At 34.8% G+C, this 25,027-nt stretch carries 25 protein-coding genes and 1 pseudogene; 23 read left to right on the forward strand and 3 right to left on the reverse strand.

Features of this window, described 5'->3' with window-relative positions:
• Positions 1 to 149: 149 nt before the first annotated feature.
• On the forward strand, positions 150 to 1,355 hold the full coding sequence (locus BW732_RS07610) for an NAD(P)/FAD-dependent oxidoreductase (RefSeq protein WP_077276187.1): 1,206 nt from the start codon (positions 150 to 152) through the stop codon (positions 1,353 to 1,355).
• Between the two features lie 94 nt (positions 1,356 to 1,449).
• Here BW732_RS07610 and BW732_RS07615 read toward each other — a convergent pair whose 3' ends face one another.
• On the reverse strand, positions 1,450 to 1,641 hold the full coding sequence (locus BW732_RS07615) for a hypothetical protein (protein ID WP_077276188.1): 192 nt from the start codon (positions 1,639 to 1,641) through the stop codon (positions 1,450 to 1,452).
• Positions 1,642 to 1,814: 173 nt separating this feature from the next.
• Between BW732_RS07615 and BW732_RS07620 the strand changes: the two genes are divergently transcribed.
• From BW732_RS07620 to BW732_RS07650, 7 genes are all read left to right on the forward strand, one after another.
• Positions 1,815 to 2,141: a PadR family transcriptional regulator gene (locus BW732_RS07620; protein ID WP_077276887.1), complete on the forward strand. Its 327-nt coding sequence runs from the start codon at positions 1,815 to 1,817 to the stop codon at positions 2,139 to 2,141.
• A 1-nt stretch (position 2,142) separates the two neighbouring features.
• Positions 2,143 to 3,087, forward strand: coding sequence for a permease prefix domain 1-containing protein (locus BW732_RS07625; RefSeq protein ID WP_077276189.1), 945 nt, complete (start codon positions 2,143 to 2,145; stop codon positions 3,085 to 3,087).
• 137 nt (positions 3,088 to 3,224) lie between these two features.
• A complete protein-coding gene (locus BW732_RS07630) occupies positions 3,225 to 3,539 on the forward strand; it encodes a PadR family transcriptional regulator (RefSeq protein WP_077276190.1) in 315 nt (104 codons plus the stop codon).
• Complete coding sequence (locus BW732_RS07635; RefSeq protein WP_077276191.1) at positions 3,540 to 4,229, forward strand: DUF2812 domain-containing protein; 690 nt, start codon at positions 3,540 to 3,542, stop codon at positions 4,227 to 4,229. It abuts the gene before it with no gap.
• A gap of 18 nt (positions 4,230 to 4,247) precedes the next feature.
• Entirely contained in the window at positions 4,248 to 5,150 is a 903-nt protein-coding gene (locus tag BW732_RS07640) for an ABC transporter ATP-binding protein (protein WP_077276192.1), read from the forward strand.
• The gene (locus tag BW732_RS07645) at positions 5,143 to 6,381 is read left to right on the forward strand and encodes an ABC transporter permease (RefSeq protein WP_077276193.1); all 1,239 of its coding nucleotides are present in this window, start codon (positions 5,143 to 5,145) and stop codon (positions 6,379 to 6,381) included. Before BW732_RS07640 ends, BW732_RS07645 begins: the two co-directional genes overlap by 8 nt.
• A 91-nt stretch (positions 6,382 to 6,472) precedes the next feature.
• Positions 6,473 to 7,180, forward strand: coding sequence for a CPBP family intramembrane glutamic endopeptidase (locus BW732_RS07650; RefSeq protein WP_077276194.1), 708 nt, complete (start codon positions 6,473 to 6,475; stop codon positions 7,178 to 7,180).
• 426 nt (positions 7,181 to 7,606) lie between these two features.
• Here BW732_RS07650 and rpsD read toward each other — a convergent pair whose 3' ends face one another.
• Entirely contained in the window at positions 7,607 to 8,218 is a 612-nt protein-coding gene (rpsD, locus tag BW732_RS07655; RefSeq protein ID WP_077276195.1) for a 30S ribosomal protein S4, read from the reverse strand.
• A 346-nt stretch (positions 8,219 to 8,564) separates the two neighbouring features.
• Between rpsD and BW732_RS07660 the strand changes: the two genes are divergently transcribed.
• Positions 8,565 to 9,356, forward strand: a complete 792-nt coding sequence (locus BW732_RS07660) for a formate/nitrite transporter family protein (RefSeq protein WP_126844256.1) — start codon at positions 8,565 to 8,567, stop codon at positions 9,354 to 9,356.
• 49 nt (positions 9,357 to 9,405) lie between these two features.
• Here BW732_RS07660 and def read toward each other — a convergent pair whose 3' ends face one another.
• Positions 9,406 to 9,969, reverse strand: coding sequence for a peptide deformylase (gene def, locus BW732_RS07665; protein WP_077276889.1), 564 nt, complete (start codon positions 9,967 to 9,969; stop codon positions 9,406 to 9,408).
• Positions 9,970 to 10,240: 271 nt separating this feature from the next.
• Here def and rpsO point away from each other — a divergent pair, with 271 nt between their 5' ends.
• The 14 genes and pseudogenes from rpsO to BW732_RS07735 all read left to right on the forward strand — a co-directional run bounded on the left by rpsO (position 10,241) and on the right by BW732_RS07735 (position 24,999).
• Positions 10,241 to 10,510 carry a 30S ribosomal protein S15 gene (gene rpsO / locus BW732_RS07670; protein WP_077276196.1) on the forward strand — a complete coding sequence of 90 codons (270 nt, stop codon included), beginning with the start codon at positions 10,241 to 10,243 and terminating at the stop codon, positions 10,508 to 10,510.
• Positions 10,511 to 10,713: 203 nt separating this feature from the next.
• Positions 10,714 to 12,852: a polyribonucleotide nucleotidyltransferase gene (gene pnp, locus BW732_RS07675; RefSeq protein WP_077276890.1), complete on the forward strand. Its 2,139-nt coding sequence runs from the start codon at positions 10,714 to 10,716 to the stop codon at positions 12,850 to 12,852.
• A gap of 537 nt (positions 12,853 to 13,389) precedes the next feature.
• Complete coding sequence (locus tag BW732_RS07680; protein WP_211329909.1) at positions 13,390 to 14,466, forward strand: phosphate/phosphite/phosphonate ABC transporter substrate-binding protein; 1,077 nt, start codon at positions 13,390 to 13,392, stop codon at positions 14,464 to 14,466.
• Between the two features lie 114 nt (positions 14,467 to 14,580).
• Positions 14,581 to 15,343: pseudogene (phnC, locus tag BW732_RS07685) on the forward strand (phosphonate ABC transporter ATP-binding protein).
• On the forward strand, positions 15,330 to 16,151 hold the full coding sequence (phnE, locus tag BW732_RS07690; RefSeq protein WP_077276197.1) for a phosphonate ABC transporter, permease protein PhnE: 822 nt from the start codon (positions 15,330 to 15,332) through the stop codon (positions 16,149 to 16,151). Before phnC ends, phnE (BW732_RS07690) begins: the two are co-directional and overlap by 14 nt.
• A gap of 26 nt (positions 16,152 to 16,177) precedes the next feature.
• On the forward strand, positions 16,178 to 16,993 hold the full coding sequence (gene phnE, locus BW732_RS07695) for a phosphonate ABC transporter, permease protein PhnE (RefSeq protein ID WP_077276198.1): 816 nt from the start codon (positions 16,178 to 16,180) through the stop codon (positions 16,991 to 16,993).
• 4 nt (positions 16,994 to 16,997) lie between these two features.
• The gene (locus BW732_RS07700; protein WP_077276199.1) at positions 16,998 to 17,201 is read left to right on the forward strand and encodes a hypothetical protein; all 204 of its coding nucleotides are present in this window, start codon (positions 16,998 to 17,000) and stop codon (positions 17,199 to 17,201) included.
• 20 nt (positions 17,202 to 17,221) lie between these two features.
• Positions 17,222 to 18,502: a bifunctional metallophosphatase/5'-nucleotidase gene (locus BW732_RS07705; protein ID WP_077276200.1), complete on the forward strand. Its 1,281-nt coding sequence runs from the start codon at positions 17,222 to 17,224 to the stop codon at positions 18,500 to 18,502.
• 198 nt (positions 18,503 to 18,700) lie between these two features.
• On the forward strand, positions 18,701 to 19,216 hold the full coding sequence (locus BW732_RS07710; RefSeq protein WP_077276201.1) for an RrF2 family transcriptional regulator: 516 nt from the start codon (positions 18,701 to 18,703) through the stop codon (positions 19,214 to 19,216).
• Complete coding sequence (locus BW732_RS07715) at positions 19,200 to 21,926, forward strand: YhgE/Pip domain-containing protein (RefSeq protein ID WP_077276202.1); 2,727 nt, start codon at positions 19,200 to 19,202, stop codon at positions 21,924 to 21,926. The genes BW732_RS07710 and BW732_RS07715 overlap by 17 nt, the downstream gene beginning before the upstream one ends.
• A 127-nt stretch (positions 21,927 to 22,053) precedes the next feature.
• Positions 22,054 to 23,040, forward strand: a complete 987-nt coding sequence (gene dhaK / locus BW732_RS07720) for a dihydroxyacetone kinase subunit DhaK (protein WP_077276203.1) — start codon at positions 22,054 to 22,056, stop codon at positions 23,038 to 23,040.
• A 15-nt stretch (positions 23,041 to 23,055) separates the two neighbouring features.
• Positions 23,056 to 23,640, forward strand: a complete 585-nt coding sequence (dhaL, locus tag BW732_RS07725) for a dihydroxyacetone kinase subunit DhaL (RefSeq protein ID WP_077276204.1) — start codon at positions 23,056 to 23,058, stop codon at positions 23,638 to 23,640.
• Positions 23,640 to 24,008, forward strand: coding sequence for a dihydroxyacetone kinase phosphoryl donor subunit DhaM (gene dhaM / locus BW732_RS07730; RefSeq protein WP_077276205.1), 369 nt, complete (start codon positions 23,640 to 23,642; stop codon positions 24,006 to 24,008). The genes dhaL and dhaM overlap by 1 nt, the downstream gene beginning before the upstream one ends.
• A 124-nt stretch (positions 24,009 to 24,132) precedes the next feature.
• Positions 24,133 to 24,999: an SPFH domain-containing protein gene (locus BW732_RS07735; RefSeq protein WP_077276206.1), complete on the forward strand. Its 867-nt coding sequence runs from the start codon at positions 24,133 to 24,135 to the stop codon at positions 24,997 to 24,999.
• Positions 25,000 to 25,027 lie beyond the last annotated feature (28 nt).

Consider the following 25,027-nt stretch of genomic DNA (forward strand, 5'->3'; position numbering starts at 1 on the left):
TGTCTAGTCGGGCTAAAAGTGATGAATTAAAAGAAATACTCCATTAAAAAAACAGTTGCGATTTATTGACTTTTCAGTTGTGATTAGTTGACAATTATGTGAAAAAAAACTATAGTAAACATTGATATTAGACCTGGAGGAATTTGAAAATGAGCAAACAAAGAGTTGTTATTTTAGGTGCGGGTTATGCTGGACTTAGAACGGTTAAAGAATTACAGAAAAAAAATCTAGATATTGAGATAATCATTGTGAATAAAAATGATTATCATTATGAATCAACTCAACTACATGAAGTAGCAGCAGGAACTGAACCAGCGGATAAGATTTGTTTTAATGTATCAGATGTCATTAATAAAGAAAAAGTTAAATTTATTAAAGATACTGTAACAAAAATCGATAAAGATAGCCGAGTTGTCTTATTAGAAAATACTGGTGAATTGACATATGACTATTTAGTTGTTGCTTTAGGATTTGTCTCTGAAACATTTGGTATCCCTGGTGTGGATGCATATTCACTACCATTAGTTGATATTAATACAGCAGAAGCAGCTAAACGTCATTTAGATGCAACGTTAGCAAACTATCAAAAATCTAAAGATCCACAAGATCTATCAATTGTTGTCTGTGGTGCTGGTTTTACAAGTGTTGAGTACTTGGGTGAGATTACTAACCGTATTCCTAAATTAGCGGATAAAATGAATTTCCCTAAAGAGCAAGTAAGTATCACGTGTATTGAAGCAATGCCTAAGTTATTGCCAATGTTCTCAGAAAAATTAGGTGGTTATGGTATTGACGTGTTGAAAAAACGTGGCGTAGACTTTAAAGTTGGGACACCAATTAAAGAAATTAAAGATAAAACAGTCGTTTATGAAGAAAATGGCGAATTAAAAGAAATTAAAGCGAACACAATTATTTGGACGACAGGTGTTAAAGGTAGTCCAGTTATTGGTGAATCCGGATTTGATGAGCGTCGTGGCCGTGTGATGGTAGAGCCAGATTTAACAGTAACTGGTTATCCAGAAATTTTTATGATTGGTGACGTTAGTGCTGTGATGGATAAAGATTCTGGTCGTCCGTACCCAACGACAGCTCAAATTGCCTTGAAACAAGGGGATTCTGTGGCTGAAAACTTACGTTTGACATTAAATAACCAAACAACCATTCCTTTTGAATACAAATCATTAGGGACAGTTGCTTCAATTGGTAATAATGTAGGTATTGGTAATGTTATGGGTAGAGAAGTACGTGGTTACATGGGGTCAATTATGAAGAAAAACATTATTAATAAATCATTATTAGAAGTAGGAAATACAAAGACACTCTTGAAAAAAGGTCGTTTTGATTATTATCATTAAGCCGATAAGGCGAGAACTTATTAAAATAAAAAAATCGGATCAATTGTTGAATAGACAATTGATTCGATTTTTTTCATTTTTTATTAAGATAATTTTATATTCCAAAAAAACCTTTAATGGTATCGAAAATACCAGTTATACCTTCATTACTTGAGAAAAGTTCTTTGGCTTGGTCAAAGTACCCACCTAAGTCTTCTTTGTGCGAATCAATAAATTCTTGGGCAGCGTCAATCTGACCTTCACCAATTAATTCTTGCGCTTTTGCTAAAATTTCATCTTTTGTCATATTTTTTCCTCATTTCTTAGGGATAAGTTCATTGTAAAAGATTCATAGGCAACTGGCTATAAAAAAGACTTGTAGAACTTGTATTACTTGATTAGACGTAGTAAAAGTGCTACACTCATATTACTACGACAGATGTAGTATGAGTGACGTAGTAATTAAAGGTGGTGACAATGGTGATTAGCAGTGATGTAATTAGGGGTTATAATGATCCGATTATTTTATCAATATTAACTGAAGGTGATTCTTATGGGTACGAAATTTCTAAAAAAATTCGTGAAAGATCTAATGAGAAATATATTATTAAAGAGACAACATTATACTCAGCATTTACACGATTACAAAAAAATGGGTTGATTTCATCATATCCTGGAAATGAAACGTTTGGTAAAAAGCGAACGTACTATAAAATAACAGAGTTGGGTTACCAGTTTTTAGAAAAAAAGCAGATTGAATGGGAAATTACTAAAGAAGTTGTTAATTTATTTTTAGGAGGAAAGTAAGATGAATACAATTAAAAATTATGTTGATGCAATGTTTGTTAATTTACCACAAACCACAGAATTAAGACAGTTAAAAAATGATATTTTAGCGAACATGGAAGATAAATATTTAGATTTGCGCGAAAATAATGTCTCTGATAATGAGGCAGTTGGACAGGTTATCTCTGAATTTGGGAATATTGATGAAATTTTAGAGGAATTAGGTATTTTATCTGAAGAGCATACTACGGTAAAAGAAGAATCAATGAATGTACCGACGTTTGATGAAGCAGATGTACTAGCTATTACAGAAGCAAAGCGAGCCGTTGCATTTAAAGTTGGTCTTGGAGTTATTTTCTGTGCGATGGGTGTGGCTCTCTTATTAATTAGTTTTAGCTTGTCAATGGTAGTTATTGGTTTTTTTGGACTTGCGATAGGTGTATCAATTGGTGTTGTCTTATTTATCCTGGCAGGATTTCAAAATACTAAATATGAAACTTTACCAAAACCATTTGTTTTAACAGAGTCAGCACATTCAATGTTAGAGGGAAAGCAACAGGCATTTGAAAAATCCTTTATTGTTAGTATTACTTCTGGTGTTGTCATTTGCGTCTTGTCGATTTTACCGGTTATTATTATTGGATTTCAAGCACCCAATGAGGATACGTTATTATTATGGGCAGCGGCATTCCTTGTAGTTTTAGCCTCATTAGGGATTTTTCTTTTTACCTATTCGGGTGTGATTCATGGGACGTATCAAGAGTTATTAACAAAAGGTTTGGTTAGTCAGCCAACTGAGGCAGAGTTAAAACAGGTAAAACTTAGTCAAACGATTGATTCAATCTTTTGGCCACTAGTGACAATTTTATTCTTTGTTTGGGGATTCTTTTTACCAGGTGGGTTTGCTGTATCTTGGATTGTCTTTATGATTGGTGGTATTATGAGTCAGCTTTGGGAGCGTTATTAGAAATAGAGTGATGTTGAGTAGATAATAATGATAAAAAAATTACTTGTTATTTTTTTATTGACTCTTTTAATTAAAAAAGGTAATATATCATCAAGTGATATATCACTATACGATATAGTTTGGAAGGAGAGTGTGCAATGGAGGATGTTTTAACAGATTCGAGCTATTTGATTTTGTTGGCATTACTAAAACCAAAGCATGGTTACGCTATCATGAAAGATATTGATGAAATGACTCAGGGTAACGTAACAATCGGTCCTGCCAGTATGTATACGATTTTGAAGAAGCTTGTCAAATCTGGAGATATAGAACTTGAAGAAGACGACCATCGGAAAAAAATTTATTTGATTACTGAGCAAGGACGTCAAAAATTACAAGTTGAAGTTGAGCGACGAAAACGACTTGTTTATTTGGGTGAGAAAATGTTGCGCATAAGTCAGGAGGTTCATTAGGTGATAATTAGGAATAAAAAAATTTTGTATTCTAAAGGGATTGCTTATTATCCAGAACTAGAAGCGTTACGCTTAAAGTCAGAGTTGGCTAGTGGATGGCAAATCGAAAAACTAAATTGCTTAGGTTTTTATATTTTTAAAAAAGTATTACCTCAAGAGCAAGAGTTTGTGATTGATTTCTATTCTGGAGCTAAAAAAGAAGCGTCGGAATATGAGGAATTATATGCAATCTGTGGCTGGCAACCAGTGATTACTTATCGACATCGCTATTATATTTTTTCTGCTCCCGCTGGAACGTCGCCAGTATACACCGATGAAGACACGTTTACGACACGTTTGTCGGCTGAAAATAATTGGTTGTTAAAAAACTATACCATTTATGGTTTGCTTAGTTTATTACTGACAGTTCTGATTCAATTGTCGCCGGTAAAATCGATGTTAATGACGTTGCCTTGGTTTTACTATATTTTGTCGACAGTCTTAATGGTAGGAGTACTATTTCCAATTATTGGTATGAGTCTCATCGCATATTATCGCGTCATCTACCCAAATCGTAAAAGTAGTTACTGCCACCCAGATCGATTTGCGAAACGTCAACGATTTATTAGAGACATGTTATTAACGGCACTTATTGGTGGTGTTATTGGCGGGTTAGCAGGTTTTATTTCAAGTTGGTTCAATTTAATTTAAGAAATGAGGAGGAATTATATGTTAGAAGTGCAACACTTAACTAAACGTTTTGGTGATATGACGGCTGTTAATGATGTATCATTTACTATTCCCGAAGGAACGATACTAGGTTTAATCGGACAGAATGGAGCAGGTAAGTCGACGACCTTTCGCTTGATTTTGAACTTTTTAGATCAAAATTCAGGTCAAATATTATGGAATGGTCAACCAATCACTGAAAAAGATTATAATATCATTGGCTATTTGCCAGAAGAACGTGGTCTCTATCCGAAAGATACAATTGAAGATCAACTTATATTCTTTGCCAAGTTACGTGGTAAAAAGAAAAAGGATATTCTACCATTAATTGATTATTGGATGGATAAATTTGAAGTGAAAGGTAAGAAGACTGATAAAGTTAAATCACTGTCTAAAGGGAACCAACAAAAAGTTCAATTAATTGCAACCTTGATTCACGAGCCAAAACTTGTTATTTTAGATGAACCGTTTAGTGGGCTAGACCCGGTTAATGCGGAATTATTAAAAGAAGGTATTATCGAACTTAAAAGTAAAGGTTCATGTGTGATTTTCTCTAGTCATAATATGGAAAATGTCGAACAAATTTGTGACCAATTGATTATGCTGAGAAATGGTGATGTTGTCTTAGATGGAACGGTTCATACAATTCGTGAATCATTTGGACGGACCCATTTAGAAATTGAAACGTGGCAAACTAAAGAAGATTTATTGACGATTACTGGTGTGCTTAATGTAGAAGAAGTTCGTCCACATTATTATCGTATTCGTTTAGAAGATAGTCAGGTTGGCGAGGTTATCTTTAAAGAAGCGATGCAACGTGCGGATTATTTACCAGTCTTTAACCAACAGCCACCATCTCTTGAAGATATCTTCAAAATGAAAGTAGGTGAAGGGCATGAATAAGTTTTGGGTTATTGCGCTAGAGACGTATAAAAAGCATGTTAAGACAGTTAGTTTTGTGATTATGGTTTTAGCTCCTTTTTTAATGATTGGTCTATCATTAGGCGCTGGTTACGTTGGCAGTAAAGTTGGTCAAGTTGACAAGATGGCGATTGTCAGCGATAATTCCGTAGTTAGAGAACAATTACTGACTCAAGCTAATGAAAAATTTAAGTTTAATAAAAAAATTGAGACAGAGAAAGAGGCAAAGAAAGCCTTAGAAGCTGAAGAAATTGATGGTTATCTAGTGGTTAAAGATGAAAAAAATCAATTAGTCTCTGAATATATCAGTACAAATAGTTTAGGTGCAGAGGATGCTCAGCTATTACAAAGCTACTTGAATAATATTCAATTAGGCTTAACGAGTCAGCAGTTATCGTTAAGCCCAGAAGAAGTGACAGCATTAATGTCACAAGCCAAATTTACCAGTCGACAAGTCGATTTTAAAAATAATCAAATGAATGATAAGACAGATAGTCGTATGTTAATGACGTTCGTTGGGTTCTTTATTGTATTAGCCATGTATATGATTGTTATTCTTTATTCATCAATCACTGCTCAGGAAGTTGCTTCGGAAAAAGGTACTCGTATTATGGAAGTCATCCTATCAAGTACTAGTGCCGCTAATCATTTTTATGGTAAAATTGCAGGGATTTCGCTGGTTATTTTAACCCAAGTAGGTGTTTACCTAGTTGCCGGTCTAGGTTCTTATTATGTCATGCAAGATAAAGTTGAATCAATGTTAGGCACTATCTCGATTGGTGACTTAGTCAAAGGGTTACTGGGTTACAATTTACTTTTCTTATTATTCGGTGTGTTAATTTATACAATTTTATCAGCATTTATGGGATCGCTTGTGAGTCGTTCGGAAGATGCGCCTAAGGCTGTGACCCCAGTGACTTATTTGATTATGGTTGCCTCGTTGCCAGTTTTACTATTAGGACTTTCAGATCCGCAAAATATTATTATTAAGATTTTTTCATACATTCCGTTCTTTTCATCATTCTCAATGCCAATTCGAATTGCCAATGATAATGTGACGCAACCAGAATTATTGTTATCACTAGGTTTATTAATTTTAGCAGTTATAATACTACTTAAAATTTCAGCTAAAGTATATAAATCAACTGTTTTGATTTATAGCGATAAGAGTATGATGAATGTGTTTAAAGATGCGTTACGGTTTAGTAAATAATTAAGAAGAACAGGCTGATAACAAGAGGATTCGACGTGTACGAACTGCTCAGAAAGTTTTGTTAGTACGCTATAGAAAAGGGGAGATATTTATGTCGTTAGGTAAGATTATTAAAAATGTTTTCATCTTAATTGGTTTTTTTATTGTTTCACAAATTCCAATGACTATTAGTTCGTCATTGTCATTTTTTACTCATAAAGACATGTCGCTGTGGGTAACAAGTTTAATTTGGTTCGTTTGGCTTGTTATATTTGTTGGATGCGCGTATTGGATATTATCCTACTATCGTAAATTATCCGGTGATAAAAGTTATCGAATGACGCTCAAGACAATTGGTACCATTATTGGTTTTTATATTTTAGGTCGTATTTTACTAGTTGTGAGTACATTATTGATGAACAAAGTTTATGGGACAGCTACAACTGAGAATGATGCAATGTTGCAATCACTGTTCGGGCCAGATAGTTCGAGCATGATGGTCTTGATGTTGACGATTTCGATTGCCATAGGGGCCCCTATTTTTGAAGAACTAGTATTTAGAGGTCTACCGACAGCTATGTTTGGTAAGGTTTTACCACAATGGGCCCTATTAATCGTGACATCATTAGCTTTCTCAACTGCTCACATTAGTGGTAATATTATTTCATTTTTCATGTATTTTGCGCTAGGGGCAATTATGTATCACGTGTATCGTAGACGTGGCATGATTATTGATTCGATGTTATTTCACTTTTTAAATAATATTTTCCCAGCGATTATCTTACTTATGTCCTATTTTTTTGATTTAAGTATGCCATGATAAGTTTGTGTAAAATAAAAATCTTAATCAATCTTATGAGGATTCAGATTGAGGACAAGCCCACTACTCATTAGAAGTAGAGGGCTTGTTTTTTTATATTAGAGTCAACTTCTTTAGTCATTTTATCAAGAAAAAAGACAAAGTATTGATTAATATCGATACTTTGTCTGCAGCTTGTTTACTTTTCTGGACGTGGATGGTAGGAGTCGAACCTACACCTATATAACAGGATAAACCTAATAGTCTATATAGTGAAAACACCAAGTTCATCCGCCTATATTTAAAGTATAACGCTTAAATTTAAAAAATCTGTTACGAAATTATGACTATTTTTCACGTCTTAATAAGTTAAGTATTATTAAAATGAAATAAAATCAAAAAAACCACGACTTTTGAGAAAGTGGTGGTAAAAATATAAATATAAAATTATAGTTTTTGGTTGTAGTATTCTACGACGAATGATTCGTCAACTTCTTGTGGTAATTCATCACGTTCTGGTAAACGAGTTAAGCTACCTTCAAGTTTTTCAGCATCAAAGCTAACAAATGCAGGACGACCTACAGTTGATTCAGCTGCTTCTTTAAGGAAAGTTAAGTTTTGTGATTTTTCACGAACAGAGATAACTTGTCCAACTTCCACTTCATAAGAAGGGATATCAACACGTTTACCGTCAACTAAAATGTGACCGTGGTTAACGAATTGACGAGCTTGACGACGAGTTGATGCTAAACCTAAACGATAAACAACGTTGTCTAAACGACGTTCTAGTAATACCATGAAGTTAACACCGTGTTTACCTTCTTTAATTTTACCAGCTCTTACGAATAAGTTACGGAATTGACGTTCATTTAAACCGTACATATGACGTAATTTTTGTTTTTCAGTTAATTGAGTGCCGTACTCAGATTTGTTTCTTCTTTGGTTAGGTCCGTGTTGACCTGGTGCATAAGGGCGACGAGCTAATTCTTTACCAGTTCCTGATAATGAAATACCTAAACGTCTTGAGATTTTCCAACTTGGTCCAGTATAACGTGACATTAATAAAGTCCTCCAATATATAAATTATTTTTTGGAGTAAAATAAGGTCTTGAAAATATTAACATTCGGATAGAGCATCTTTCAATCTTCACTGTTGCAGCCGTAGTTACACAATTGAACCTCAATTAGAGGCAGATACACTAAGAACGAGCTGTTTATTTCCTAGCTGCATTATTTTACACATCTTCGATTATAACGTGTTTTGACCGATAACGCAACCCTTGTTTTGTTGAAATAAACCTATATAATTTAGAACGTTTCCATCAACTATCTTGCGCCCATCGAGTAATTTACGTTATAGTAAATCAGAAATTAAATTACTATCAAGCAATAAGGAGAGGTTTAAGTGAGTTACAAATCGGAATTAATGGATAAATTAGATTATTCTATTTTGAAAAAGCAACAATTGATTGAGACCAGTTTTAGTCGGTATGTCTGGCGCTCAGTTTTAGCAACATTATATTTAAGTTTAGGCTCAGCGATTGCTATTGGGTTTGGGTTGAAATTTGATGGTTCAGTCGGAAAAACATTGTATGCGTTTGCTTTTGCATTAGGACTAATGCTAATTGTTTTCTTGAATGCTGAGTTAGGTACATCAAATATGATGTATATGACCGTTGCAAGATATCGCCAAAAATTAACGACAGGTCAAGCAGCAAAAATTTTAGCAGTTTGTGTCCTATTTAATCTGATTGGTGCTGTGGTATGTGCTTATCTATTAGCGCAAACTGGTGCTTTTAAAGGCTTAGCAAGCGATAACTTTTTAACACATATTGTAGTAGGGAAAATGGAAAAAACAATTCCGCAAACCTTAATTGAAGCGATTTTCGCTAATGTGATTGTTAACTTAGCGGTTATGATGTCTTTAGTTGTTAAAGGGGATGCTGGTCGAATTATGGCAATTATTTTAGTCATTTCAATTTTTACTTTTTTAGGTTTTGAGCACGTTATTGCTAATTTTATTTATTTTCCTTTAGCAATTTTCACATCAAATGACCCTATTCAAGGTTTGACAGTCATCAATGTAGCAACCAATGTAATTGTAACATTCGTTGGAAATTTTATTGGTGGTGGTCTAATTATTGGTTTAGGTTATGCATGGCTCAACAAAGATTTATCTGTTAAATATTTAGATTAAAAAACTAGCCTGTGTGGTTACTATCAACCACACAGGCTAGTTTTTTTAATTAACCTAAGACAAGGACATCGTCAGAGGCATAAAATGGTTTTTCTTCATTAATGTGATCATAAAACATGACGCCATTTAAGTGATCAATTTCATGTTGAACTACAATGGCTGTATAGTTTTTCAAACGAATTTTTTGTGTTTCGCCATTTATATCTGTGTAAGAAACAGTAATACGTGCTTGACGAATGACGTAACCTGGTATGGGTCTGTCAACCGATAAGCAGCCTTCACCTTCTTCAAGACAAGCTTGTTGAACGGAATGACTTAAAACTTTTGGATTATACATAATCGTACTTAGAATTGGTTCTGCGTCGTCACTTTCTGTATTGGGAATTTCTAAGGCAATAATTCGTTTAGAAATATCTAATTGAGGTGCGGCTAGACCAACGCCACCTCGCAATTTATATTTTTCAGCCAATTCAGGATCTTGGCTATTTTTTAAAAATTGTAACATGTTTTTACCTAAAGTAATATCCTCATCGCTTAAAGGGACAGCGACTTCTTTGGCAACTTTACGTAAGGTTGGGTGACCATCGCGAATCACATCATCCATTGTAATCATCATGGTTGTGAGACTTCCTTTCTATCTTGTTATCTTTAGTTTAGCACAAATCATCTTAACCATTGTAATATTAAGAACATAAAAAGAAAAGTTTTATTGAAAATTAAAACATAATTATGTCGGTTTTTAGTGAATAATATCTTGCTTTTACCAATGAAATCAAGTAAAGTATTAGCGTGTGGTAAATTATCATACAGCCTATTACTAGGTTTGTCGAATCACCAACGACATTCTCAGTTATAGGGAAAAATAAATTATAGAGGTGAAACAAATGGCAATTACAAAAGAGCACAAAAACGAAATTATTAAAGAATACGCACGTCATGAAGGAGATACAGGTTCTCCAGAAGTACAAATCGCTGTGTTAACTGCTGATATTAACGCACTTAACGATCATGCACATGTACATAAAAAAGACCACCATTCATATCGTGGATTAATGAAAAAAGTTGGTCACCGTCGTAACTTATTAGCTTACTTACGTAAAACTGATGTTCAACGTTACCGTGAATTAATTCAACGTTTAGGCTTACGTCGTTAATCATTTAATTATTAGGAAGTGAGGTCGTTTTGATCTCGCTTTTCTTTTAGTTTAAGATATGAGAAAATGAGATTATTGAGAAAATACAGAGCGTGGAAGCGATACTACTATCCAAATGTGAGTTATTTGAATTGTGAAATGATTGACATTTGTTTAGTAGACCGTTCGCGTTTTTGTAAAGATAAAAGGAGAATGCAAATATGATATCAGAAAAAAAAGTCTTTGAAACAATTTGGGGTGGCCGCCCACTATCTGTTGAGATAGGTCAATTAGCCAAACAAGCAAATGGCGCGGTACTAGTGCGCTATGGAGATACTGTTGTTTTGACAGCGGCTGTAGCTTCCAAACAAGCCAAAGACGTTGATTTCTTCCCGCTAACAGTTAACTATGAAGAGAAAATGTATGCTGTTGGAAAAGTTCCTGGAGGCTTTATTAAACGTGAAGGTCGTCCAAGTGAAAGTGCGACGTTAACAGCGCGATTAATCGACCGCCCAATACGTCCAATGTTTGCAGAAGGCTTCCGTAATGAAGTTCAAATTACTAATACAGTAATGAGTGTGGAACAAGATTGTCAGCCTGAAATGGCAGCGATGTTAGGATCTTCTCTAGCTTTGTGCGTTTCTGATATTCCATTTAATGGTCCAATTGCTGGTGTTGAAGTTGGTCGTGTTAATGGTGAATACGTGATTAATCCAACGATTGAGCAAAAAGAAGTTTCTGATATTGATTTGAGTGTCGCTGGAACCAAAGATGCTATTAATATGGTAGAGAGTGGCGCTAAAGAAGTATCTGAAGAAGATATGTTAGGAGCTTTACTATTTGGTCATGCAGAAATCAAACGATTAGTTGCTTTCCAAGAAAAAATTGCACAAGAAATTGGCAAAGAGAAAATGACGATTGAATTGCTACAAATTGATGCTGATTTAAATGCGGAAATTAATGACATCTATAAAAATCGTATGACACAAGCAATTCAAACTGAAGAAAAATTAGCTCGTGAAGATAATATTGACGCTTTAAAAGCTGAGATTAGCGAAGCTTACGCTGAAAAATTTGCAGAAGAACCAGAAGCTGCTAAATTAATGAAAGAAGTTTATCAAATTTTAGAAGACATGGAAAAAAGTGAAGTTCGTCGCTTAATTACTGTGGAAAAAGTTCGTCCTGATGGTCGTAAAGTTGATGAAATTCGTCCTCTAGCTTCTGAAGTTGGCTTATTACCACGAGTGCACGGTTCAGGATTGTTTACACGTGGACAAACACAAGCACTATCTGCTTGTACACTAGCGCCTTTAGGTGAGCATCAAATTATTGATGGTTTAGGTGTCGAAGACAGCAAACGATTTATTCACCACTATAATTTTCCACAATATAGTGTAGGCTCAACAGGATTTATGCGTGCTCCTGGCCGTCGTGAAATTGGACATGGAGCTCTAGGTGAACGTGCTTTGGCGCAAGTTATTCCTAGTGAATCAGACTTTCCATATACTATCCGATTAGTGGCTGAAGTTTTAGAATCAAATGGTTCATCATCACAAGCAAGTATCTGTGCTGGAACCTTGGCTCTAATGGATGCTGGTGTGCCAATAAAAGCACCTGTAGCTGGTATTGCTATGGGATTAGTGATGGACGGAGATAATTACACAATCCTAACTGATATTCAAGGTATGGAAGACCATTTAGGCGATATGGACTTTAAAGTAGCTGGAACAAAAGATGGTATTACAGCCTTACAGATGGATATCAAAATTGAAGGAATCACTGAAGCTATCTTAACGGAAGCTTTATCACAAGCGAAAAAAGCACGGATGGAATTATTAGCTGAGTTAACAGCTACTATTGCGGCGCCTCGTGAAGAGCTAAGCCCTTATGCACCTAAGATTGAAATGATTAAGATTAAACCTGAAAAAATCAAAAACGTTATTGGTAAAGGTGGCGAAACCATCAACAAAATTATCGAAGAAACTGACGTTAAGATTGATATCGATCAAGAAGGTAATGTTAGTATCGCTCATTCAGATAGTGCAAAAATTAAGCGTGCCATTGAAATTATTGAAGAGCTTGTCCGCGATGTTGAAGTCGGACAAACATATAATGCCAAAGTTGTTCGCATCGAAAAATTTGGAGCATTTGTTAATCTTTTCAAAGGCAAAGATGCATTAGTACATATTTCTCAATTAGCGCATGAACGTGTGAATAAAGTTGAAGATGTACTTAAGATGGATGATGAAATTTTGGTTAAGGTAACTGAGATTGATAAACAAGGTCGTGTGAATGCATCGCGTAAAGTATTATTAGAAAAACCAGAAGAGAAAAAAGAAGAGCCAGAAACAACTGATAAATAATTATTGAAAACTAGGTCAGACTTACTTGATTTAGTTTTTTTACTAGCCTAAAAGAGTAATTTATTCAAGTATTAGATAGATTAGGCATCTAAGACAGTAGCAGTTTTCAGATTATAGTTACTTTACGTAATTATCATTTTTGTTTGTAAGTGCCTTGATAAATACGTTATTTATTTTTTGGGTAAAATAATATTCGTTTTTCGAATACTAATTTTTTTAATAGATAAATTAGTTCGGATTTTGGTGTGATAAATTCAAATAAAGGTATTAAAAACTAAAATATTGATTAAATGAGAAAAAAACGAATGTTAATTCGCTTAAAAAAGTATGAATAAGCTTACAAAATTAACTATCTTAGTTAGAAATTATTTGTTTAGTTTACTTTCTAAAATTAAAAATCTCATTAAAATTTAATCTTATATCGTTATTTTTTACAGTCGTTTAACTTGATTTTTACAAGACGTTGTTATACTGTTAATGTAGTGCAAAAACAAAAAAATAAGTACAAAATTAATCATAACGAATAGGAGTTTATGTATGTCTATTAAGATGAAAAAAACATTAATGAGTTTAGGTTTAACTGTTGGTGCGGTAGCATTGCTTGCAGGATGTTCTTCAGGAGATACTAAGAGTGATACAGCTTCTTCTAAAGCAGGAAAAGAATCTGGCGATAAAAAAGTTGAAGAATTAAACGTGATGTTTGTTCCTTCAAAAAATCCTGCTGATATTGTGACTGCAACTGAGCCTTTAAGTGATTTAGTTAAAGAAGAAATGAAAAAAGAAGGCTATGATGTTGAAAAGGTAAACATTACAGTTGGTACTAACTATGAAGCTGTTGGAGAAGCTTTATCATCCGGTACTGCTGATGTTGGATTTGGAGTACCTGGTGGAACATATGCCTTATACCAAGACGGAACTGACGTTATCTTGACAGCAACACGTGCTGGATTAAATAAAGATAGTGACAAAGCGAAAGATTGGAACGACGGAAAACCGACTGAGCCAACTGACAAACAAGCAACATCTTATCGTTCATTAATTTTAGCTGGTCCTTCTGAAAAAGGGCAAGAATTAATCAAAAAAGTTAATGCTGGTGAAGAATTAACTTGGGATGACTTAAACAGTGCGAAGTGGGGATTAGCGTCAACAACTTCTTCTGCAGGTTACATCTATCCTTCACTTTGGTTAAATGATAACGTAGATAAAAATATTTCTGATATTAAGGCAAGCGTTCAAAATGATTCTTATGGTTCTGGATTTGCTCGTTTAGCGTCTGGCCAAATTGATGTTTTACCTGTTTATGCTGATGCACGTCGTGACTTTGCTGATGCATGGACTAAAGAGTATGGTAAAGATGATATCTGGCAAGAAGTTAGTGTAATTGGTGTAACACCACCAATCTACAATGATGCTGTTTTAGTTACTAAAAATGGCGATAAAATGAATGATGCAATGAAAGAAGCGTTACAAAATGCTTTAATCAACATGTCTAAAACAGATGAAGGTAAAAAAGTTATCGAAGTTTATACACACGAAGGCTACCAAAAAGCAACAAATGCTGATTACGATTCTGAAATTAAAGCACAAGAATTAATTAAAAAATCGTCAAAATAAGCGATAATCTATTAAATAAATAATGATGGTAGATGGGCTGAGGAGGGATTCTCAGTCCATTTATTCATTTTTTAGTATTTACAAATAAATGATTAAACGGAAAGGTTTTTTGCAATGATAAAATTTGAAAATGTCTCAAAAATTTATCCAAATGGTACAAAAGGGCTGGATAATATTAATTTAACAATCGAACAAGGTGAATTTGTTGCTATTATTGGAACGAGTGGAGCAGGGAAATCAACGTTGATTCGTGCGATTAATCGTCTAATTGATATTACAGAAGGGTCACTAACTGTGAATGATGTTGATGTCTCAAAGTTACGTGGTAAAGAATTAAGAAAATTTAGACGATCTGTTGGAATGATTTTTCAATCTTATAATTTAGTACCGCGAATTTCAGTTATTCGCAATGTGATGAGTGCATTAGTACCAGAAATGTCTTTTTTACGTGTATTAGGTGGTGTCTTCACAAAAGAAGAAAAAATGCGTGCTCTAGAAGCTCTTGATCGAGTAGATATTGCTGAAAAGGCATTTATTCGGACCGATCAATTATCAGGCGGGCAACAACAACGTGTTTCTTTAGCTCGGACGTTAGCTCAAGATCCAGATGTCTTACTAGCTGATGAACCTGTAGCTGCATTAGACCCTGTTACAGCTGAGCGCGTAATGGAAGATTTTAAACGAATTAATCAGGATTTAAATAAAACAGTTTTAATTAATATTCACCATGTCGAATTAGCTCTTGAATATGCTGATCGTATTGTAGCTGTTAAAAAAAGGCCGGATTGTGTTTGATGGACCGGTTAGTGAGGTGACACCTGACGTTCTAAATGAGATTTACGGAAAAGAAGAGGTGAAAATGGATGAAGCTGTATGATCAAATTTTAAAACCAACTAGTTGGAAGTTACCAAATGGTAAGACAATTGAAGAGAGTCGTAGCCGCTCGCCAATTTATATTATTGTGACAGTTCTAATTATTGCGACATCTTTATATTTGACACAATTTGATTTTGTAAAAGTTGTCAAAAATGGGCAACAATTTTGGACGATGTTGTTCGCCATGTTTCCACCTAATTATTCTTATACTGATAGCATTATGACACCGTTATTAGACACAATTAAAATGAGTTTTATTGGCTCATTACTTGGTAGTTTGTTGGCTGTACCATTTGCAATATTAGCAGCAGAAAACATGACAAGTAATAAAGTCGTTGTATATATCGTAAGATTACTTTTTACTGTTATGCGGACATTGCCAACTTTAGTGACAGCTTTAATTGCAACTTATATATGGGGACTAGGTACGTTTGCTGGGACAGTTGCGATTTTTATTTTTTCTTTTAGTTACATTGGTAAGCAATTATTTGAACAAATTGAAACAGCAGATATGGGAGCTTTTGAAGCTTTAGAAGCATTAGGAAGTAGTCGTAGTAAAGCGTTTATCGTAACGATTATCCCACAGTTATTGCCCATTTACATTTCAACTTGTCTATTTAATTTTGAAGGAAATGTACGATATGCAGCTATTTTAGGGTATGTTGGTGCAGGTGGTATTGGGATGATTTTAAACGAAAATATTGGTTGGCGTGAATACCCTAATGTCGGGATGATTTTAGTTATCCTGTTAATCACGGTCATGTTGATTGAAAGTGTTAGTAAATTAGTACGTAAACATTTAACTTAGGCGTAAAATAAGAGGAAGTGAATAGAATGAATCAACGATCATTACAAGAAGAATTAGCGAACGAACCAAGTCGTAAACTATACTATACAATGATTTTTATTCTGTTAGTTGGTTTAACCTGGTGGTCATCAACAGCTATTAATATGCAACCTGTCTCCAAAGAAGGAATGACAATTGCTAAAAATATTTTTGGTGGTATCTTCCACCCAGATACAGAGTTTTTATTAGGTTTAACTAAAAAAGGTGTGCCCTTTTTATTATTAGAAACAATAGCCATTGCCGTTTTAGGAACAATTATTGGTGCAATTTTAGCTATTCCATTATCGTTCCTATCAGCAACAAATATTGTGCCACGAGGCGTTACAGTTGTTTTTCGTTTTATCATTATGGCTATTCGAACAGTCCCACCGTTTGTTTATGGCTTAATGTTTATTCGGGTAACAGGTCCCGGTGCCTCAGCGGGTGTGTTAACATTAGCTCTGATTTCCATTGGTATGGTATCTAAAATGTTTACTGAAACAATCGAAGACTTAGACCAAGGAATTTTAGAGTCAATGGAAGCTGCTGGAAGTACGTTATTCCAAAAAATCCGTTTTGGGATTATCCCCCAATTAAATGCTGATTTCTTCTCAATTTTATTGTATCGCTTTGATATGAATTTACGTGATGCAACAATTTTAGGGCTTGTTGGTGCGGGTGGTATTGGTGCACCATTGATTTTTGCAATGAATGCGTATCGATGGAGTCAAGCAGGTGCTATTTTAATTGGTTTGTTTGTTCTAATCGTTATTGTAGAGCAAATTTCATCACGGATTCGACGGAAATTACTGAAAGGAAGTTAAAATCATGACAACAGCTAAAATATATTATACGTCTGATGTACATGGGTATTTATTTCCGACAGATTATAGTGACCATGAGACGAAACCAATGGGATTATTATCCATTGCTAATGCCGTTCAAAAAGATGAAAATACATTGATAATTGACGGTGGAGACATGTTTCAAGGTTCCCCATTCGTTAATTATTATCAGAAAAAAACCGATTAGCTTCAGGAATTATTGATGTCATGAATCAAATGGGCTATGATTTTGTAACCTTAGGTAATCATGATTTTAATTATGGTATTGAGCAATTGAAGCGTCAATTAACTGAGTTACAGGCAACTGTCTCGTGCGTCAATGTGCTTGATGAACAACAAAACTGCCTATTTCCTGAGCAAATTAAAGAATTACCTAATGGTATGAAAATTGGCATTGTGGGTATTACAACGGAATATATTCAAATTTGGGAAAAAGCTGAAAACTTAGAAGGGGTCAACATTGTTGATCCGTTTGTAGCGGCTAAAGCGGCTTATGAGCGGATAGCGCCTAAAGTAGATGTGACAATTTGTTTGTATCATGGCGGTTTTGAAGTTGATTTGGCAACAAAAAAAACCATCTCAGAAACTACCGAAAATATTGGCTATCGATTAGCTACGGAACTATCATTTGATTTATTATTAACTGGTCATCAACATCAGCAAATACCTGGTCAATATATTGAAGGAACTTACGTTGTTCAACCAAGGAATATGGGGCAAGATTATTTTGAAATTGCTATTACAGTCAATGAAGCGGGTTGTCAAATTGAGTCAACGTTAAATCATCCAACTGGTAGTATTGAGCAATCGGTGACTTTACAGTTAACTAATTTAAATCAAGAGGTTCAAGACTATTTAGATACACCTGTTGGTCAACTAAACCAAGCTATTCCTAAAATGAACCATTTGGATGTAGCACGATATGGAAATGAATGGTTTAGTCTGATCGCCACAGTCGAGCAAGTCGCGACACAGGCAGATATCGCGATTGTTAGTTCGTTTAATACTATCTATCCAATGGCACGCGAGTTGACTATGCGTGATATTCTAGTTAATTATCCATATGAGAATCAGCTCTACTTGGTTAAGCTAACTGGTAAACAATTACGTCAAGCAATGGAAAAAACGGCAACATATTTTGCTTTAAAACAAGATGAGTTAGTGATTAATCCTCGCTGGTTAAGCCCAAAAGTTGAGCACTATAATTATGACTTTTATTTTGGGTTAGATTATGCATTCGATTGTACTAAACCAGAGGGTGAACGTGTAATAAAATTACGACTCAATAATCTTGAAATTCTAGATGAATCTGTTTATTCAGTTGCAGTAAATGATTACCGTGCTAATGGCGGCGGTGAGTACCGGATGTATTTGGACGCAGTAGCTTCTGAAAATCAAGGAGTAGACATTCAACAATTATTGGTTGACCATATTTTAGAGGGCAAAGAAACTCCGTTACTCCCATTAAATTTAACAATTTCGATTTAATTTATGAAAACATACTAGTCATTTATATAAATGATTGGTATGTTTTTTTATAATCTGTAAAAATATGAAATATAACGATTGCTTTTTAATGAAATAAGTAGAAAAAATTTTTTACTGATAGTTACACTTTTTTCTTGATTTATAGACATTCAAAGTCTATAATAGCTTTTTGAAGTAGATAATAAGGAGTGAACAGCTGTGAAATTGACCAATGCCACGGAACAAGCATTAGCAATTATGGCGATGTTAGCCACACAAACAAAAGAAACCCCGGCTTCGTCACGTGCCATTTATGAAAAGCTAACGGTATCACCGTCTTATGTCAAGAAATTATTACGTAAGTTAGTAGTTGCTAAAATTATTTCTGGTGTCTCTGGTACAAATGGTGGATTCTACATTGAACGTGATTTAAGTGAAGTAACGCTATTAGACATTGTTACCTCTATTGAAGGACCACTGTGTTCTTTTCCACATGTAGGTGTACTTGAACAAGCTTTTACCGATTTTACTGATATTGCAGAAAATGGTGAGCAAGTCATTGCTAATCAGTTTGCCAAAGCTGATGCTGCTTGGAGTGACGTATTAAGTAGGATATCTGTGCAAGATATTATGAAACAAGTCTTCACTGACTATACTGATTTACCGATGCGCGATTGGAATAATGAGTTAGCTGACGCTATAGAAAGTGGGGATAAACATGAAAAAACGTATTAGTCAGGTGTTTGAATTATACGCATTAGATTGGCGACGGATTTATCAAAATAAATTAACGCTCATTTTAATGTTAGCTTTAATGGTTATTCCGTCATTATATGCCTGGTTTAATATCGGGGCACTTTGGGATCCGTATTCGAATACGGGGGATATTAAAATTGCTGTTTATTCAGATGATCAACCAGTTGAAGTCATGGATAAGCAGGTTGATATTGGTACAGAAATGATTAAAAATTTAGAGAAAAATGATTTATTAGGTTGGCAATTTGTTGATAGCAAAGAAGCATTAGATGATGGTGTGAAAAGTGGAAAATATTATGCGGGGATTTACATCCCTAAGAATTTTTCAGAAAATCTGACGAGCTTTGTCAATGGTGATATTAAAAAACCTGAAATTGTTTATAGTGTGAATGAAAAAATTAATGCGATTGCACCTAAGATTTCTGATAAAGGTGCGAATACATTACAAGAAACGATTTCATCTGAGTTTATCGGTACACTGAGTCAAACGCTATTTTCAATCTTTAATCGGATTGGCTTTGATTTAGATGCTAATTTACCGTCGATTAAAAAGTTAACGAGTCAAATTTTGACTATTGATGACAATTTGGATGTGATTGATGGTTATACAAAAGAGTTAGTTAATTTTAATAATAAAATGCCAGAGCTAAACAAGAAATTAGCGTTGGCGAATGATTTTGTTGATTATTTACCTGAAGTTAATCAGATGACACAAAAAATCGTTGGATTGAATAATCGTATTCCGCAAATTGAACAAGCAAGCGGGCTTGTTTACCAAGTGCAAGATAACATTCCAAAATTAGAAAATGCTGGACGGCAGATTCAGATGATTGATAATGATTTTGATAATATTGCTAATGTTATGAATCAGGCAATCGATGAGGCTAACAAAGGACTAGGTATTCTCCAAGATGCGCAAAAAGTGTTACCAGACGTCAGTCAATTAGCAACAACGGCTAATGAGATGATTCCGCAAATATCAGATGATTTGGGACGTGTCCAAGAGAGTTTACCAGATATAGCATCAGGAATTGGTTCAGGACTAAATATTATTGTCATAATTTCTGGTGAAACAGCACAAATTACATCTGATATTGCCACTATGATTGATAATAATCAATTATCAGCAGAAGAATTAGCAGCTGTACAGGCACATCTAGTCCGTTTATCAGATAGACTAACTGCTCAAAGTCAAATGATTAGTCATGAGATTGATGTATTAAATGATTTACAAGCGTTAGTTGGCTCACATGCACTAGATGGGGTTATTAGTCGCTTAGAACATTTGCAATCAGTTGTTGATTCAACTAATCAACGGGTTACTAACGTCCTAAATAATTGGGATACACTTGTTGAATCACCTGACCGCTTAAAATCTGAGTTACAAGCAATTAGTAATGAAGCAGCAACTATCAATCAAGCTGCATCAGCAATTGATATTAGTGGCGTTCAAAGTTCAGTTGATCAATTAATTAGCCAAGCACAAGAAGTGTTAGCATCAGCAGGTAATATTACGGAATCTATTGTTGATGATCAACTCATTGAACGTTTGGATAATTTAATGTCAAGTACACAAGGAACATTAAAAGAAGCAATTAACTTTTTAGAAAAATATCAAGCTGAACTGCCTGCGGTGAAAGAGGAAATTCATTCAGCTAATACATTATTAAATGGGAATATGGATTTAATTGTTGGAGGTATTAACACAGGAGCTAATTTCTTTAGTAGTGACTTCCCATTACTCAAACAAAAATTAGCGACAGCAACATATTTTATTAATGAAGAATTGCCTGGGATAGAACAGAATATCCAAACTGGTATGTCTAAAGTAAATGATAAAGCACCTAAGTTAGAAGAGGCTTTAGGTTTAGCGACAACCATGGTCAATAACGAGTGGCCTGCACTGCGTAAAGCGGTTGAAAAAGCCAGTGATAAAATTCGTAAAGGTGAAAAAGATATTGACTTAACAGAAGTCATTAGTTATTTAAAAGCAGATGCTACAAAAGAAGGTAAGTTTTTATCTGAACCAGTTAATTTAAAAACGAATCGTGTTTATCCCGTACCTAATTACGGCTCTGCAAGTACTCCGTTTTATACAGCATTGTGTATTTGGGTTGGTGCTATTCTATTTTCTAGTATTGCTACAACTAAGTTTTATCTCAACGATAAGCAAAAAGTTAAGTATAGCAAGCGACAACAATTTTTAGCACGTTGGATGACGTTTTTAACGGTTGGTTTCTTCCAAACGTTAATTGTTATCTTGGGAAATCAATTTTTACTAGGCACGTACACTAAAAATCCTGTGTGGAATTTAGTTTTTGCTTTCGTTATTGGTTTGTGCTTTATGACAATGGTTTATGTGTTGGTGGCACTTTTTGATAATTTAGGTAAAGGAATAGCTATCATCATCTTAGTACTATCCATTTCGGCGGGAGCGGGTAATTTCCCAATTGAGATGTCTGGTCCATTCTTTAGAGCAATCAATCCGTATATTCCATTTACACATGCGGTGAAATTACTCAGAGAATCTGTTGGGGGAATTTATTGGCCAACGGCAAGTGGTGCCATTGTAATCTTAATTTGTGTAACAATTGCTTTCTTTATTTTTGGGTATCTCATTTATCCAAAAGCTGAGCGGATTTTTAATAAATTTAACGAAAGTCTCAAAAAAGGTCATATTTTACATTAATTAGCGAAATAACCATATCTGATTACTAGATATGGTTATTTTTTTCGCTTGGTAGGATTAAATTGATTAAGGAAGCCTTTTCGATGTATAATAAAGATGTTATTAACAAATAATTGGAGGTTTCCAAATGAAAAAAATCATTAATCAACCAGAAAATGTTCTAGATGAGATGTTAAACGGTTTAACGTATGCCTATAGTGATTTAGTGGAACGAGTGCCAGGTACTAATGTGATTGCCAAACGCGCAATTAGTGAGTATAAAGTTGGATTAGTCAGTGGTGGCGGTAGTGGTCATGAGCCTGCACATGCCGGTTTTGTTGGTAAAGGAATGCTTAGTGCTGCTGTGTGTGGTGAAGTATTTACATCACCAACACCCGATCAAGTTTTAGAAGGTATTAAAGCAGCTGATTCAGGATCCGGTGTCTTCTTAATTATTAAAAATTATTCAGGAGATGTGATGAATTTTGAAATGGCGAAAGATTTAGCTGAGATGGAAGATATTGCAGTAGATTATGTCATTGTTGATGATGATATTGCAGTTGAAGATAGTACCTATACAGCAGGTCGTAGAGGAGTGGCAGGAACAGTATTGGTTCATAAAATTTTGGGTGCAGCAAGCGACATGGGGCAGTCACTTAGTGAGATTAAAGCATTAGCTGATAAATTAGTTTCTAATATTAAAACGCTAGGTGTGGCATTATCAGGTGCTACGGTACCAGCTGTTGGTCGTCCAGGATTTGTCTTAGCTGATGATGAAATTGAATTTGGTGTTGGTATTCATGGGGAACCAGGTTATCGTAAGGAAAAACTTCAACCATCCAAAGAATTAACTATGGAAATTGTGATGAAACTAAAAGATGAGTTTAAATGGCAAACTGGTGATAAGTTTGGTGTTTTAGTGAACGGTTTAGGTAGTACACCGTTAATGGAGCAATTTATTTTTATGAATGATGTCAAAGAGTTGTTAGCAGAAGAAGGCTTAACAATCGAATTCAAAAAAGTAGGGGACTACATGACATCAATTGATATGGTTGGCTTATCCTTAACAATGATTAAACTAGAAGACAAATGGTTAGAAGCATTAAATTATCCAGTTGAAACAATCGCGTGGTAAGGAGGAAATAGTAAAATGTTAAATGTTGAAAAAACGATGCAATGGTTAGCACTCTTCACAGAAAAAGTTGCGGATAATCAAACGTATTTAAGTGATTTAGATAGTGCAATTGGTGACGGGGATCATGGTGCTAATATGGCTCGTGGTACCAAAGAAATGCTAGCAGCATTAAATGAAAAGCAACCAGAGACTGTCAGTGATGTGTTTAAGTTGGCAGCAATGACGATGATTAGTAAAGTCGGTGGCGCGTCTGGTCCATTATATGGATCAGCTTTTATGGGAATGGCTAAAGCTTCCGCAACAACTGATGAATTAACAACTATCTTATCAGCAGGTGTGACAGAGATTGAAAAACGTGGTAAAGCGACACGTGGCGAAAAAACAATGCTGGATGTATGGATTCCAGTGGTTGAAAAGTTAGAAACAGGTGAATTAGTTACTAGCGATATTGCTGAATTAACTGAAGCAACGAAACCAATGAAAGCAACAAAAGGTCGGGCATCATATTTAGGTGAGCGTTCAGTAGGCCATTTAGATCCAGGAGCAGTATCTAGTGGCTACTTTTTTGAAGCAATGCTAGAAGCTGGGGTGAGAAAATAATGACATTAGGTGTTGTATTAGTATCACATGTACCAGAAGTAGTCGCAGGTATCGAGCGTTTAATTCGCGAAGTAGCCAAGGATGTATCAATTACAACTGCTGGTGGGACTGAAGACGGTGCTGTGGGAACTAGTTTTGATAAAATTATGACTGCGTTTAATGACAATGAAGCCACTCAGCTACTCGCATTTTATGATTTAGGTAGTGCTAAAATGAATTTAGAGATGGCAATGGAAATGACGGATAAAGAAATAACGTTATTTGATACAGCTTTTATTGAAAGTAGTTATACGGCTGCTGCTTTAATTCAAGCCGGTGCAGATTTTGCAGCTATTGATGAGCAATTGGCTAGCTTGAAAATAAAATAGTGAGTAGGAAGTAAGGTGATTATATTAAATCATCTTGCTTTTTTATTTTAGATAACCGATGTTTACGACTTTATTAAGTGGTTATTTAATTATGGTATAATAAACATATAAAGGAGTGATCGATTTGGAAGAAAAACAAGCATTTCATTTTAATGGCTATATGGCGTTATTGATTTTGATTTTAACTTTTTTAGGTGGTGTCGGTTTGATTGCTTATGCTACGAGTCAAATGAAGATTTTATTAAGCCTATTAGGTTTTATTATTGTCCTTGCTTCACTACTATTTTTGAGTTCAATTACAATCGTAGCACCCAATCAAGCAAAAGTAATTCTATTTTTTGGTAAATATATCGGAACGATTAAAGATAATGGTTTATTCATAACGGTTCCCTTAGTTCGTAAAATAGACATCTCACTAAAAGTACGTAATTTTAATAGTGCAGTTTTGAAAGTGAACGATTTTGATGGAAATCCTGTAGAAATTTCGGCAGTCATTGTTTTTCGTGTTGTTGATACAGCTAAGGCAATGTTTGGTGTTGATAATTACCGCGACTTTGTGGAAATTCAAAGTGAAACCGCAATTCGTCACATTGCGTCACAATATCCGTATGATACCTTTGAAGACGATGATATTTCGCTGCGCGGTAATACAACCGAAGTTTCTGAAGAGTTAGCTAAAGAATTAGAAGAGCGGTTAGCAGTGGCTGGTGTTGAAGTGATTGATACTCGGCTGAATCATTTAGCATATGCAACAGAAATTGCTAGTGCGATGTTACAACGTCAACAAGCACGCGCTATTTTATCAGCTCGACAAACCATTGTTCAAGGTGCTGTTTCGATGACACAAATGGCTCTCGAACAAATTGAAGAAGGACAAGATATTCGCTTTACCGATGACCGTAAATTACAGATTATTAATAATTTATTGGTATCAATTATTACTGAAAAAGGGACTCAACCGGTCATTAATACTGGTGACGTTCGTGATTAAAAAAACGCTAAACCGATTTGTTCGGTCT

The sequence above is a fragment of the Vagococcus penaei genome (genome assembly GCF_001998885.1).
In the GTDB taxonomy this organism is placed as follows: Bacteria; Bacillota; Bacilli; order Lactobacillales; family Vagococcaceae; genus Vagococcus; species Vagococcus penaei.